Below are 14,679 nucleotides of genomic sequence, written 5' to 3'. Positions count from 1 at the left end.
TCTTCCCTCCAGATTAATATTCTAGAGGCGCGGTGAATGTTGGAACACCTCGTTCCCAGCCACCGGAGCCCTAGCACTCAATGCTTAAAAACTTCTCCTGAGCCAGCAGGCTCGACCCTATAACGACTCCCTCGCTGCCAAGTGCGGAATATACGACCTGATACGTATCCCGAAGTGGCTCCCAAACATACTGCTGCAGTTGATCATTTTCGAAGAAAGAACGGACCTCGTCGTATTTTTCCACCAGATCCCCGCTGACAATGACCGTGTCGGGATTGTACAGGCAGATGACATTGGCAATTGTAATTCCGATAAATGTAATGGCACGGTCCAGTATGTTGGCCGCCCAAAACTGCCCTTTACGGCGTTCTTCAAACAATTCATTCAGCGTGGAGATCGGTTTAATCTTATTCGACTCGGTTATTAGCGAGCTCTCCGCTATGTAGGTTTGAAGGCAGCCTATTTTGCCGCACTCGCACATGACTCCGTTAGGATCGACAATCGTATGGCCAATCTCTCCTGCACTATTGGTTTCACCGCGATAGATTTCCCCGTTAATGATTAGCGCGGAGCCGACTCCGGTACCGAAGCCGATCAGGGCCGTTCGCTTCGAGCCTTTGGCCGCACCGTAACAATATTCTGCCAGCGCTTTCACCTTAAGCTCGTTATCGACAGCCACCTCGTAACCGGTAATCGTTTTTAACGTTTCAGCCACGCGAACGTTTCTCCAGCCAAGCTGGGCCGATAATATAACTTCCCCGCTTTGCTCGTCTACAATTCCGGGCATCCCGATGCCAAGACCGATAATTTTGCCGGGGTCCATCCCCTCTTGCTCAATCATCGACCGCAATTCGAGGCCGATCCGGTTCAGCGTCTGTTCCGCCGTTTCGGAGACTTCCCGGTTCACCTCGCGCAAACTGATAATGCGCCCGTCGAAATCGACCATTCCGATCCTGAATTTCGACTTATCCAGCTCTACTCCGGCGGTCAGTACCGAAGTACGGTCCAATTCCAGCATAGTCGCCTTTCTTCCTAAACCGGTCGTTACCTGCTCCTCCGTTTCCTTAACGAAACCCTGCTCATAGAGCTCGGCGACAATTCGCCCCACCGTAGTTGGACTCATCCCGGTTTTCTTGGCTATACTGGCTCGGGATATAGGAGAGCTGGACTTGATCAGTTGGAAGACGGTGGCCTTGTTTTTCTTTTTGATATAGTCCTGATCGTGTTTTTGCACGAGGACCGTCACCTGCCCCCTTAATTATTTTCTTCGAGGGAATAATAAAACTAAATATTCGCCGTTTTCCCTGTTATTTCTTCATTCAAGTCCTTTGTTAGAGGCTACTATGCAAAAACAACCCTTTATATTCTCCAATGGTATTAATAATAGCAGACTGTTTTTTTAAGTGTCAATAATAATGTAAAGGTTCCATAAAGGATATTTAAGGAAGGTGGGCAGAGATTATGGTGGATTCCAGCAGCAGATCGGTTAATTATTCCATCCGTGAAATTAATTCAGTTAGTTGACCTGCTTCTTCATAATAGGTAGGAGATGTTGAGAAGGTAGGTATAACGGACATCGAAGGTGGTGTAACAGACATCTCTGTCGTTATTGGGCCGATTTTCTCCTTTTAGCCTTGCCAACGAACACGCCAGCCGTTATTGAACGCGATGGGATACGTTGATTACTAAATAACGCCTTCTCAATCCGTAACACGGGAAAAACGCCCTTTTTGCCGCAAATAACGATTCCGATGAGACTGCCGATTAATGGTGTGCAACTAAGATCATGTGGGAAACCTGCACGGTTTGGTTATAACGGACCCAAGAGACCTTAATCGCTTCGTAAGGGCCTTTCGGTAACTTTAACGGACTGAGACGACCTTATTCCCAAGAAACGCACGCGAAAGTAGGCGAGGCGCTCCTGTTTTTTTCAAAGACCGTATCTTAGCGTATACAGGAATGTTTATTCTAAAAAAACCGCCTAATTTGACGAAATAGAGTCTCTCAGGTCCGTTACATTTTCGCTGTTATCCATTGCCAGTTTCATTGATGCTGCACCAATTCGCTTTTCACTTGTACAATCATCCTGTTACCTATTCTACATTAAATCGACAGCCCCCCGTTGTTCGTTTGGTGTAATTCAGTTCCCCTCTAATCAGAAAACCCACATTGCTTCATCGGGCCTTCGACTGCTATCCCCTTCAATCAGAAACCAACAGTGCTTCAATGGGCCTTCGACCACTATCCCCTTCAATCAGAAACCAACAGTGCTTCAATGGACCTTCGACCACTATCCCCTTCAATCAGAAACCAACAGTGCTTCAGTAGACCCTTCGACCACTATCCCCTTCAATCAGAAACCAACATTGCTTCAACAGGCCTTCGACTGCTATCCCCTTCAATCAGGAACCTATCGCTTCAAAATTTTCTCTCTCTCTCCACCATAAGAATTTATCCAGCCCTCATTCACTTTTGCAGAGCAACTACAACTAAAAATAGACCCATCCTTTGACGACTGGGGCCAAATAGAATCTAAACCCATTCCATTCCTTCTAACCTTATTCCTTGCCTATCCAGTATGGAATCCTATTTTCCAAATTCATGGCGTATACGAGCTTCCTGAGTCAAAGGGATACTAGTCAAAAGGGAGAGAAAATGGAAACCTGCACACGAAATTCTGCACAAGACGGAATCGCATTTAACGACTAGTGCACAATAAATGCTACTTTGGGGTTTACAGAAACGGGAAGTTATTTTCATGCACAAAAAAACACCAGACCGCGAAACCGCAGTCTGGTCGACTCATGCTGGACGAAGAGAATGTGAAGGGGCGGCATGTGCTCGACTACCGTCATGCGACGCCAAAACCGCGTGCTGGGGAGTCGCGCGCGGTTTATTGGGACTTCTTCACCAATTTTAACCAATCCGCTTGCCCTTAGGTCAAATTCAGAAGATGAACGAGACCAAAACCCAATGCCGACAGCAGGACCGAACCGATAAGACCGGCAGCGAACGACTTCATACCGAGACGCCGGAACGTAACCAGATCCACATTTAACCCTAGACCGGCCATCGCCATGGCGATCAACATGTAGGCCACCGTCACTATTACGCCGGCTACATCCGACGATACGATGTTGAGAGAATTAATTCCGCTGACGATCAGGAAGCCCACTATAAACCACGGAATGGGAATGGACTTCCAGGAGGTTCCGCTCCTGCCTTCACTACGTTCCGACCGGCTGGCCCATATCCCGATTAGAATGGCTACCGGGACTAACAAAGCAACCCTCGTCAGTTTGACAATTACAGCCATATCTACGGCTTCGCTGCCTACCGGATCGGATGCGGCAATGACGTGAGCTATTTCATGCAAGGTTCCCCCTGAGAAAATACCGTACCCCAAATCCGATAACCCGATAACCGGATACAAGAATGTATAAATTAATGTAAAAAGCGTCCCCAGAATCGCGACCATGGCTGCTCCTATGGCCGTTTCCTCGTCCTTTGCTTTAATTTGCGGAGCAATGGCCACCACGGCCGCCGCACCGCAGATGGCGGTACCGCAAGCCGTCAGTATGCCTAGCCGTTTCTCCACTTTGAACAAACGGGCCAGCCCGTATACGACCGTTAGCGCAAAGCAGATGACAATGATCGCCATCAGGAATACTTTGGGGCCGGCATGCACGATATCCATTAAATTAAGCCGCATCCCCAGCAAAATGATCCCGAGGCGAAGCAGTTTTTTGCTAGAAAAGTTGGTACCGGCTATGAGCCTGTCCGGCACCCCTATCGTCGCCCTCCAAAAAATCCCGATCAAGATGGCGATGACAAGCTGCCCCATGATACTGAGGAAAGGAAACCCGGCCAAATATTTGGCGACGAGTGCAATAATCAGCGTTAGTCCGATGCCGAGCGCAAAACCGGCGGTTTGTCTTTTTTTATTTTGTCGAGTTAACGGTTCCCCCATACTTTCTCCCACCTCTGCTGCTTGTCATTATTTGAACATGCTTATTCCTTACGCTATTCAATATAAAGCGGGGAAAGCAAAATGTGAAATACCGATATGCTATTCTGAGCATTAGTTTTTCTAATGATTGCTGCGTAATCGCGGGGAAGCCTTAATGCCGTAAGGGCGTTTTTTTGTGTATCACTAATGAATTTCAGACTGGCAGGCCATATTAAGAAAAAGCTCCTAACGGAGCCTTTTCGAAGACGAATAACCCGGTTTTAAAGGTAGCTTTTTATGCCAATTAGAAAGTTGTTCCATTTTAATGCTTTAATGAACATGAACTTTCTAATGTGATAAGAAAAAGCTTCTAGCTTTTCATGCCGATAGGGATCCTTTGTACTAACGCCAAGCGAAAGGATATATATGTTCATGAAAAAAATCATTCTGATTTTATTAATCAATGCAGCGTTGTTGGCCGGTTGTCAGACAAGGCCGCCGAACATGCACCAGCTGCACACTCAATCGGAGCGGACTCCATCATCGAAGCCCGTTATTTTGCTTATGGCGGATTCCATCATGGATAAGCCCCTACAGGAGGCGATCCGGAACGGGCAGGCTCCTGCTTTCGAATTTCTAATCACCCATGGACGTTACTATCCCGATGTGGTGAGCTCTTTTCCTACCATGTCGGTAACGGTCGACAGCACTTTATTAACCGGAACCCATCCCGATCAGCATCGTATTCCCGGTCTCGTTTGGTTCAATGCCGGCGAGCAGCGGGTCATTAATTACGGCACCGGTCTGCGGGAAGTTATCAAGCAAGGGCCCAATCAGGTTCTTACAGACAGTCTCCTTCATTTGAACAATAGACATTTAAACCCGGACATCCGGACGATTCATGAACAGTTGGCAGACCACGGGAAAGAATCGGCATCCATAAATGCATTGATTTATAGAGGAAATACAAAGCATAAGCTTGTCCTGCCGGAATCGGTCGCATCCCTATCTCCTTTACCCTCTGAATTAGAAACCCAAGGTCCCAAGCTACTTTCTCTTGGCGTATTGTCACAGCATAATCCGGCTAATCAGTGGAATACGTTTGTATGGCAAAGCTACGGCATCAATAACAAATTTTCGGCTGAAGAGCTGAAAATGATGATTAAGGAAAACCGGCTGACGGATTTAAATGTAGTTTACTTCCCGGATAACGACTTGATCGTCCATCGGAAAGGACCGGAAACGCTGAAAGGGATTAGAGAGATGGATCAACAGCTTCAGGAAATTTTGAATGCATACGGATCTTGGGAAGAATCGCTTAAGCAAGCGATATGGATAGTGATGGGAGACAGCGGACAAGCGGTGATCGGCGCCGACCGCAATAAATCCGTCATTCCTCTCAAGGAGAGGCTCGGAGCGTACCGGATTGCCGATCAGAATCCACCTGCTGCCGGTCAAGATCAGATGGTCCTCTGTGTGAATGAACGGATGGCCTACGTCTATTTGTTAACGCCCGATCTGAGCTTCGAAGACGTAGCCGAACAATTGCGTCAGGATGACAGAATGGATGTAATCGCGTGGAAAGAAAATGACGGGGTCAGGGTTCGGGCGGGAGGCAGCGAGAAAACCTTGCATTACAACGTTAACGGAACTTACGTGGATACCTACAATCAGAAATGGTCTCTCCAAGGTGATCATGATCTGCTGGATATTACGGTAAGCGAAGGGGACAATAAAATCCAATACGGCTCCTATCCTGATGCACTCCAAAGGCTGTACAGCTCGTTAAATTCCCACGAGGGCCGATATCTGGTCATTACTGCGAAACCCGGATATGAATTCATCGGAGATGGCTCTCCCACTCATGTAGGCGGAGGAGGACATGGCTCACTGCATAAAGACGATTCCCTGGTCCCGCTTATCGTAACGGGAACCGATTTGCTGCCACATTCTCTGCGATTAGTAGACATGAAACCATGGCTTCTCCAGTTATTAAATGTAAAAAACGATTAATCACGAATAAAGCTTCAAACCTCAGCCGTTAGCTGAGGTTTGAAGGCTGTCATTGTCCGGCGATTCTTCTGTTTCTGAATGGCTGAAGGACTCGCTGAACAACATTGGCCCCTCGGCCTCTGGCTAAACCGACGGCTGTCGCCCCCACTGCAAGCGCCAATGCCGACATCATCCACGGTCTGCGCCATTTAACGGCATTCCGCCGATTTCGGCCTCTGAACCAGGACATCATCCACTGCATCTTTTTCACCGCCTGATATGGGATTATGGTTCGCATGTTCATTGACTGAACGCTATTAGTTTGCGGCGAAACCGGGGCGGACATGTTGATGAAGTTATTCCATATCTGCTACTCGATAACCAAGAGGTGAACGTTACCCGAATAAAGTATTATCGACCTTCTCCAGAGTATAACGGCTGTCCGGTCCGGGGGACCGCTTAATCCATTTTCCCTTGGTAAAATCGGGAATGTTCATCGGGGCGCTTCCCAGTTGGATAGACTGCTCCGAAAGAACGGTAATCGCCATCCAGACCGCCGTATCGTATACATCGATCGGCGTATCCGTTCCATGCTTGATGCTTTCCGCGAAAGCCCGTAGGACCAAATAATCGATGCCGCCATGCCCTTCCCGGACTCCATCCTTCAAATAATGCTTCCAGATTGGATGCTCATACTGCTCCCGATACGAATCGAACGATTCCCATCGATGAGCCGGACTGCGGCCCTCTATATGTATGGAATTATTATCCTCCATCCATATGCCTTTCGTTCCCTGCACTCTACCGGCCCGTGAATAGGGACGCGGCAGGGTAGTATCATGGATGAGCTGTATCGTCTCTCCCCGTGCGCACTTGATCATCGTCGTCACGATATCGCCCTGGGCAAACTCCAGCTTGGCCAGAGGATGCTCCTCGCCCAGATTCTCGTTGACCCAATGGCGGATGCCGCGTGCCTTGGAGGACATAGATGTCAGGGAAAGCAAACGATTCCCCCGGTTGATATCCAAACATTTGGATATCGGGCCCAAGCCGTGAATCGGATACAGCTCACCGTTGCGGTGCAAATAATTGTGGAACCGGTTATGGCGGTTCTCTTCTCCCATGGCGACTTCATCCCGCAAATCATGCTGATACCCGCATTGGCAATGGATCAATTCGCCGAAGAGGCCCTGCTTGACCATATTCAGCACGGCAAGCTCATCACGGCCGTAGCAGCAGTTCTCCAGCAGCATACAGGGCAAGCCGGTTTCTTCGGAAGTGCGTACAAGCTCCCAGCATTCCTCCAGGGAAGCTGCTCCTCCAACTTCGATACCGGCATACTTGCCGGCCTTCATCGCGGCAATGGCAATTTCCGCATGAGTATTCCATGTAGTTGCAATGATAACCCCCTGCAAGTCATCGCGCTCCAGCATGGCTTTATAATCGCTATAGCCCTCCGCGGGACTTTCCGCTTGTTTCGCGATGGTCAATCCCATCTGCAGCCTGTCGTCATAAACGTCACAAACTGCCGTTACGGAGACATCATCCATGGCCAACAATTCTTTCAATAAACTTCTTCCCCGCCCGCCTAATCCGATCACGCCGAGCTGGATAACCGATTTCCCTGAATGGATCACTCTATCTCCTCCTAGAATTGTTGTTCTAACCTATTCCGCAGGATGGCAAAAAAGAAGCGCTTCCACAAGCGCTCCTAATTGTTTGTTAAAAACGGCCACGCTCCCCCGCATGGTTTAATTATATCAATGGAACGGTCTTAACCGAAAGGGTGCGGGGGAACGAATTTATGTCCATAAATGCCGCCGGTTAGTGTGCTGGGAAAAAGACCATTTGCAGTGCAAAAATGACACCTAATGCATACAATAGCGGATGGACCTCCCGCCCCTTGCCGCTGAACAGCTTCATCAGCGGATAAGTAATGAAGCCGATCGCTATTCCCGTCGCAATGCTCGAAGTGAGAGGCATGCTGATCATGATCGCGAACGCCGGGAAAGCTTCATCGAATTGTTTCCATTGGATACGCGCCAGCCCCTCCATCATAAAGCAGCCTACAATAATAAGCACGGGCGCCGTAATGGCCGGAAGGGAGGAAATTCCTTCGATGATCGGCGAGAAAAAGATCGACAGGAAGAACAGTCCGGCGACTACGACCGAAGTCAACCCGGTACGCCCCCCGGCCGCCACCCCCGCCGTCGATTCCACGTAGGCGCTGGATGGAGTGGTTCCCATCAAGGAGCCCGCTGTTGTAGCCAAAGCGTCCGCCACCAGGGCCTGCTTCGCCCGGGGGAACGTATTTCCTTTCATTAATCCTGCCTGCTCAGCGACACCGATCATCGTTCCCGTCGTATCGAAGATGGTGACGAGCAAGAAGGCGAAGACAACCGTGTACAGCCCGTGGGAGAATACACCCGGAATGTCCAGATCAAATAACACCGGTGCCGTAGGGAGGGCCACAACGCCCTTAAACTCCATCATTCCCATGATATATCCGATAATCGCCGTTACGGCCATGCCGATAAACAGAGCTCCATGGACCTTGCGCGCCATTAAAATTAAGGTAAGAAATAGCCCGACGAGAGTCAAAACGGTTACCGGCTGATGCAGGTCGCCAAAGGCTACCATGGTGGATTCGTTGGCAACCACGATCCCCGACGATTTTAAACCGATGAAGGCGATGAACAGTCCGATTCCCGCAGTTATGCCGAACTTTAGCGGCGACGGAATCGATGCAATCAGTGTCTCACGCAGTTTGGTGAAAGTGAGCAGCAGGAAAAGAACACCTGCCAGAAAGACCGTACCGAAGACCACCTGGTAGCTCACCCCATGAGAGGCAACGACCGAGGTGAAATAAACGTTCATTCCCATTCCCGGCGCCACCGCTATCGGATAGTTGGCTGCCAGGGCCATCGTCAGTGTTCCGATGATGGCGGCAATAACCGTTGCCGTAAACACCTGTTGAAAAGGCACACCCGCCCCCGAAAGAATAGCCGGGTTAACTACTACGATATAAACCATAGTCAGGAACGTAGTCACGCCCGCCGTCAATTCTGTATGGACATTGGTGCCGTTTTCCTTTAACTTGAACCATCTTTCCATGTCAAAAAAAGCTCCTTCCCGTATCTCATGCAAAACAACACTTCCGTATCCTAGTCCAAACCGGTTCCTTTGTCAACTGTAGAAAAATCCCCGATCTTTATTTAAATTATTACCGAAAAATTACAATCTCCCGAACCGAGCTTCCAATGCTTTACCTTTACTTTTTGTTAAAAGAGAGAGAAATAATCGTTTGACAAGAGTTCAATGAACGAAATCCTTTCCTTGGGCGTACTATCTTCAGATTCGTCATCATATAAGGAGGTCATTCGATTGAAAATAACATGGGGGAGAAAAAAATGCCTCGCTTTATCCGCAGCTTTAGCAGTTTCCGCTTCTGTTCTTCCTGCCGCTTACGGGACGGGCTTACCCGGTTCCGCGCAAGAAAAAGAGATGGAGCAAGAGAGCAGACCTATGGCAGCAGCCCGTCCTTCCGCCGAGGCTGGGACAACCGCTTTGCTGAACGCCGACGATATTGAATCGTTTGCGGACCAATTCTTTGCCCGGGACGACGTGCAGGCGATGGACATTCCGGGAGCCGTACTGATCGTCATCAAAGACGGAGAGATCATTCTGTCCAAAGGCTACGGTTATGCAGACAGGGAGCGCAAAATTCCGATGGATCCGGATACTACCGTCCTTAGAGTCGGCTCCGTATCCAAAGTATTTACCGCGACGGCGGTCATGCAGCTGCTGGAGCAAGGCAAGCTCGATCTTACATCGGATATCCAAACCTATATGGGGGATATTCAGCTAAACAATCCTTCAGGAACTCCATTGACCCTGAAGCATCTGCTGACGCATACGACCGGCTTCGATTTTCCCGATCTTAAGCGCACCGACATACATATGGATCTGGGACTCTTCACTCCAATGGAAGATTATATTAAAGAGCACATGCCTACCGTCGTCCGCCAACCCGGAACTACATTTACTTATGACAATTTCGCTTCCATGCTGCAAGGATACATTGTACAGAACTTATCGGGGATGCCATTCAATGAATATGTGGATCAACATATTTTTCAGCCGCTGAACATGAACAGCAGCAGCTTCTTGCTTAAAGACTCCATTCGCGACAAGCTGGCAACCGGGTACAGCTCCTTGGGACAGCCTGTACCGCTATATACTCTCAAACCAACCGATATGCCGCAGGGCAGCCTGTTTGCCACAGCTTCGGACATTACCAGATTTATGCTGATGCAATTGAATGGAGGAGCCCTGGATAATGCCCGCGTCCTGGAGGAAGAAAGCGTACTACAGATGCAGCAAATCCATAATGCCATTCATCCCGAGGTGCCGCATATGGGCTATGGCTTCGAAACGGCTTACCACAATCACCATAATGGGCATTCCGTCATTGGTAAAGGAGGAAATATCCCGGGATTTTCATCGTGGATGTGGCTGCTTCCCGAGCATAACACCGGTGCCTTTATTGCCTATAATAAAGATGACACTTTGACGGCCGAATTGAGAAAAGAATGGTTCAATGCCTTCATGGACCGGTATTTTCCGGAATCGGAGCCGAAGGAGTATATAACGTCCACGCGGGAGGAACTTCTGCGTTTTGAGGGAACTTACCGGGATTTGCGGCAGAAGTTTCTGGTCAGCCGCGTTTCCGTAACGCCGGAAGGCCAATTAGAGGTTCAGTCCGGCAAAACGTCGAAAATATTGCGCCAGCGGGATGCCCTCCTGTTTGAAGATGAAGACGGGCAGCCTCTTGCCTTCAAAGAACGGGAAGATGGAAGCATCCTTTACCTGTTCTACAATAATCCGGTTTCCTGGGCGGAGAAAATGGCCGAACCGGACGGATTTATCGATGTTCCCGATCATCATCCTTATGCCTCTTATATCCGGGAGCTGGCTGAATTGGAAATCATTCGCCCTGAGCCGGACGGTTCGTTCGGGCCGGAGATCCCGATGACAAGAGCCCAGTTTGCCTCGCAAATCGTAACTGCACTCGGGCTGGAGCCATCGAAAGTCCCGGTGATGTTTGCCGATGCCGCGCAGCATCCGGAAGCCGCCCTGCTGCAAACCGCACTGGAATCGGGAATCGTCCGGGGAACGGCTCCCGGCATCTTCGAGCCGGATAAGCCGGTTACCCGTCAGGAAGCTGCCGTCATGCTGTGGAACCTGATGAAGACGTTCGGGACTCAGCCTGGGGAAGCCATCCTCGCTGATGAAACGGATGAATGGGCCCGTGAAGCGGTTCAAGGCCTGGTGGCCAACCGGATGTTCGGGCCGGAAGTAATTGTTTCGGCCAACGGCTCCGTCCAGTTCCGTTCCAAAGACGTTCTGCTTCGGCAGGAAGCCGCCGCTCTGCTCTATTTCATGCTGCGCCAGATTTATTGATCCTGAGAAGTAGGTATTTAATTAACAATTGCCCGTTATCGGAGTTCCGGGGTGACGGGCAATTGTTTGAATATGCGTCTTGAATATTCCTTAAAGTCATGCTATAGTTCAGGTATCTCTTTAAATCTTGAGGAGGATTATTAAATAATGGTGTACTATATCAGACTGCGACTCCCTTCTTTGAACAAGTAATTGAATATGTTCAAAGACTCTGTTTGTCTTAAAACAGAGTAAACGGGATCAGTCTGCCCATTTTTAATAATCTTCATTACGCAATAAATTAATGAAGAAAGGCGGGTTAATCTGCCTTTCTTTTATTTAAATATAAGAAAGTATAAGTTTTTATCTATACCTGTTCTTATATTTCATCGGTAAACGCGCCCGTCCTATGGACGGCGATAGCCGTTTATCCTTGTATGCAGATGATTACCTTCTCTTTGTATTAAGGGGAAGGTTTATTGGGCTACGACTATTTTCATATAATAAACCTTACCTGTAAGGTCTTCTTCCCATTTACTCTGAATCACGGGCAAATAGCCTGTGATTTTTTTATTTTGGTAAGAAAGGGAGAGACAGAATGAACAAGTTAAACAACAGCGCAAAAATAGCGAAGACATTTGAAACGATCTTCAAATGCCCCCACTGCAGCGGTTCGATGAAGGTAACGGAACTAAAAAGCATGAGGTGCCTTAATAAGCATACATTTGATTTTGCCAAAACCGGCTATCTGAATTTACTGACCCGTCCCGCTAACAGTCATTACAAAAAAGAATTATTTGAAGCAAGACACAAAATGATTGCCGAAAGTGAATTATATACTCCTTTGCATGAAGCCATCGTAAGATGTATACAAGGGCATGCGGCTGCCTCCGCATCTCCTTTAATGGTTGTAGATTTAGGCTGCGGAGAAGGCTCTCATCTGCAGAAAATTTTGAATGAGCGGATACACCCAGCCATGACCGGATTCGGCCTGGATATATCGAAGGAGGCTATTAACCTGGCTTCCAAAAGATACGAAAACCACATTTGGCTTGTTAGCGATTTAGCCAAGCTGCCGTTCAGAGATGATTCGTTCCATGTCATATTGAATATTTTGTCTCCCTCGAATTATAAGGAATTCAAGAGGGTTTTGGTTCCTGACGGGTTGATCATTAAAGTCGTGCCTCGGCCCGATTATTTATTGGAGCTGCGAAAAGCCTTCTTTGAAAACAATGAAAAAGAGCAATATAAAAATGATGAATCCGCGGAGCTTTTTAAAAAACACTTCGATTTACTGGATGCTGCCCATATCAGCTATGCCAAAAAATTAAACCGGAAGGAAATGGATCATTTGACACAAATGACCCCTCTTGCCTGGTCGTCAGACAAATTGCACACGGATATGTTCAAAAATCAAGACTCCGCGCAGATCACAATAGATTTGGATATTTTAGTCGGGGTAAACAAGAAAATGATATAAGGGTAGCAACAACAAAAGAAGCTCGTCATTTCAACATAAGCAAAACAAGCGATCCCTGGAGATTATAGTTTAACCGTCTCCTCGAGGATCGCTTGTTTTTTCAGTGAACACGTTAATTATCGAGGAAATCGAAGATTTATCCTCCCGCACTCTGATATCTTTTAATTCCATAAAACCACATCAAAAGTGAAAGCAAGAAACAAGCTACGGCAACTAGAGGGGCAATTAAACCTAACCAAGTCGGGAATATTCCCCCATCCTTGGAAAGGATGACGACGGATGGGTAATAATTAATAAACGCAAACGGAATACCGAAGGTTAGCAGCGTTTGCACGAAGAAACCATAAATGGATATGGGATAAGATATAAAGTCACGCAACGCGCCATACAAAGTAAATAAAAACTGAGATCTTGTAGAAAATGAATGCGGCAGCATGCATCAACCCGCCGCTGACTAATACGACACCAAGAAAAAATATGGTGGCAATGGACCAATCGGTCTCCAATTGCACTAACGACCAAATTAAAAACGAACCGGCAACGATGAAATGCGCAATATACCCTATATTGAATTGATTTGCGCTAAGGTGGGTAAGCGGATGAAGAGGTGAAGTCAATAGCGGTCGAATCCCCCGCTTATAACCAATGAATCGAAACCCGTCATATGGTAAAAAAATGATGCGCCAAGCGCGTAAGTAAATACATTAAGACTAACGAGCAGTGCTATCTCAGACCAATTCCATCCGTTAATCGTTTGAAATTTTTGCACCAACAGCCATAGCACAACAAAGTCTGCAACATATCCTAATCCCTGCCCCCAGATCCCGATTAGGAATGCCCCACGATATTCCATCTGCGATTTAAATTTATATAGAACGAAACGCAAAAATAGCGACAAGCCCATAGGATCCCTTCTTTTTCTACATAATCTGTTAACCGCCTTGTATTGCCAGACGCCGTAGTGCCTTCCACCATAATAACGATACCAAACCGTACAGAATAGCAATCCAAATCAAGCCGACAATGATATTTTGATAGATTTCGTTTGATGTCATTTTCCCTAAATAAACTGCAGCAGGAACAAATCCCAGAAACTTGAAAGGCAGCATATTGGCAATATCCTGCCAGACCGGAGGGAAGAACCATAGCGGGATAAATGAACCTGAAAAAATTTTAATAAGTCCTCCCACCGTCCACCTTAGAGCAAAGGTTGTCATAAACCAAAAGGCGACCAGGGCAATAAGATAGCCAATCCCAAAAGAAATCAACAAGGCGATCATAACAGTGGCCACAAAGGGAATGAGATCATGAGTTGCGGAGATCGGCTGCAGCCCGAAGAGCAACGCGGCAATAAGCAAAGTCGGTATCAACTGAAAAACAATCTTATACATGTTTTTCCCCGCTTCATCGGCAAACAAAAAGAAAGGATAGCGAAGCGGTTTTACAAGATGCATCATTATTCCGCCCGTCTTCAAACTCTCATCAACCTGGTTATGTACATGTGTCATCAGTATGATAGATAAGCTCGTATTCAATATGGAATAGATTACCATTTCTTTAAGTCCTACACCACTCGTAATGGAATCTCCAAGCAGGGCTTTCCATATCGATATTTGAATGAGAAGAAAAAGGATGTTGCCGCCAATTTGTAGCCATACTTCAGCCCGATAGGCCATACTTCTTGAGAACGATTTCATGGCTTGGGAGAAATAAGCCATCATGTGCCGGCCACCTTCTTCTCCACGAAATTGGACAATCCTTGCATACTTTTATCGCTTTCAGAACCTTCACCCTCCAGGTGTTGGTATAAAGACCT

The 14,679-nt window shown here is 47.6% G+C and carries 11 protein-coding genes; 3 read left to right on the top strand and 8 right to left on the bottom strand.

Features of this window, described 5'->3' with window-relative positions:
* Positions 1-70: 70 nt before the first annotated feature.
* Together FS806_RS09990 and FS806_RS09985 are read right to left on the bottom strand one after the other, a co-directional pair.
* The gene (locus FS806_RS09990; protein ID WP_144935303.1) at positions 71-1,234 is read right to left on the bottom strand and encodes an ROK family transcriptional regulator; all 1,164 of its coding nucleotides are present in this window, start codon (positions 1,232-1,234) and stop codon (positions 71-73) included.
* Between the two features lie 1,701 nt (positions 1,235-2,935).
* Positions 2,936-3,970, bottom strand: a complete 1,035-nt coding sequence (locus FS806_RS09985) for a YeiH family protein (protein ID WP_144935298.1) — start codon at positions 3,968-3,970, stop codon at positions 2,936-2,938.
* A gap of 411 nt (positions 3,971-4,381) precedes the next feature.
* On the opposite strand from FS806_RS09985, the gene FS806_RS09980 reads away from it, so the two are divergent.
* On the top strand, positions 4,382-5,962 hold the full coding sequence (locus FS806_RS09980; protein WP_260982050.1) for an alkaline phosphatase family protein: 1,581 nt from the start codon (positions 4,382-4,384) through the stop codon (positions 5,960-5,962).
* A 49-nt stretch (positions 5,963-6,011) separates the two neighbouring features.
* Here FS806_RS09980 and FS806_RS09975 read toward each other — a convergent pair whose 3' ends face one another.
* The 3 genes from FS806_RS09975 to FS806_RS09965 all read right to left on the bottom strand — a co-directional run bounded on the left by FS806_RS09975 (position 6,012) and on the right by FS806_RS09965 (position 9,055).
* A complete protein-coding gene (locus FS806_RS09975; protein WP_144935292.1) occupies positions 6,012-6,203 on the bottom strand; it encodes a hypothetical protein in 192 nt (63 codons plus the stop codon).
* 133 nt (positions 6,204-6,336) lie between these two features.
* Entirely contained in the window at positions 6,337-7,578 is a 1,242-nt protein-coding gene (locus tag FS806_RS09970; protein WP_186328307.1) for a Gfo/Idh/MocA family protein, read from the bottom strand.
* Positions 7,579-7,765: 187 nt separating this feature from the next.
* On the bottom strand, positions 7,766-9,055 hold the full coding sequence (locus FS806_RS09965) for an NCS2 family permease (RefSeq protein WP_144935289.1): 1,290 nt from the start codon (positions 9,053-9,055) through the stop codon (positions 7,766-7,768).
* A gap of 270 nt (positions 9,056-9,325) precedes the next feature.
* On the opposite strand from FS806_RS09965, the gene FS806_RS09960 reads away from it, so the two are divergent.
* Entirely contained in the window at positions 9,326-11,404 is a 2,079-nt protein-coding gene (locus FS806_RS09960) for a serine hydrolase domain-containing protein (RefSeq protein ID WP_260982049.1), read from the top strand.
* A 577-nt stretch (positions 11,405-11,981) separates the two neighbouring features.
* On the top strand, positions 11,982-12,863 hold the full coding sequence (locus FS806_RS09955; protein WP_144935286.1) for a methyltransferase domain-containing protein: 882 nt from the start codon (positions 11,982-11,984) through the stop codon (positions 12,861-12,863).
* Positions 12,864-12,999: 136 nt separating this feature from the next.
* Here the strand turns inward: FS806_RS09955 and FS806_RS27085 are convergent, their stop codons facing one another.
* The 3 genes from FS806_RS27085 to FS806_RS09940 form a co-directional block, all read right to left on the bottom strand.
* Positions 13,000-13,299, bottom strand: coding sequence for an ABC-2 family transporter protein (locus tag FS806_RS27085; protein WP_144935282.1), 300 nt, complete (start codon positions 13,297-13,299; stop codon positions 13,000-13,002).
* 177 nt (positions 13,300-13,476) lie between these two features.
* On the bottom strand, positions 13,477-13,767 hold the full coding sequence (locus FS806_RS09945; RefSeq protein ID WP_144935280.1) for an ABC-2 family transporter protein: 291 nt from the start codon (positions 13,765-13,767) through the stop codon (positions 13,477-13,479).
* A 28-nt stretch (positions 13,768-13,795) separates the two neighbouring features.
* The gene (locus FS806_RS09940) at positions 13,796-14,584 is read right to left on the bottom strand and encodes an ABC transporter permease (RefSeq protein WP_144935277.1); all 789 of its coding nucleotides are present in this window, start codon (positions 14,582-14,584) and stop codon (positions 13,796-13,798) included.
* Positions 14,585-14,679: the final 95 nt, after the last annotated feature.

The sequence above is a fragment of the Paenibacillus sp. 32O-W genome (assembly GCF_007679495.1).
GTDB classification, from domain to species: Bacteria; Bacillota; Bacilli; order Paenibacillales; family NBRC-103111; genus Paenibacillus_L; species Paenibacillus_L residui.
Note: the sequence above shows the minus strand (reverse complement) of the source record. Positions and strands in the feature narration are given on the sequence as shown.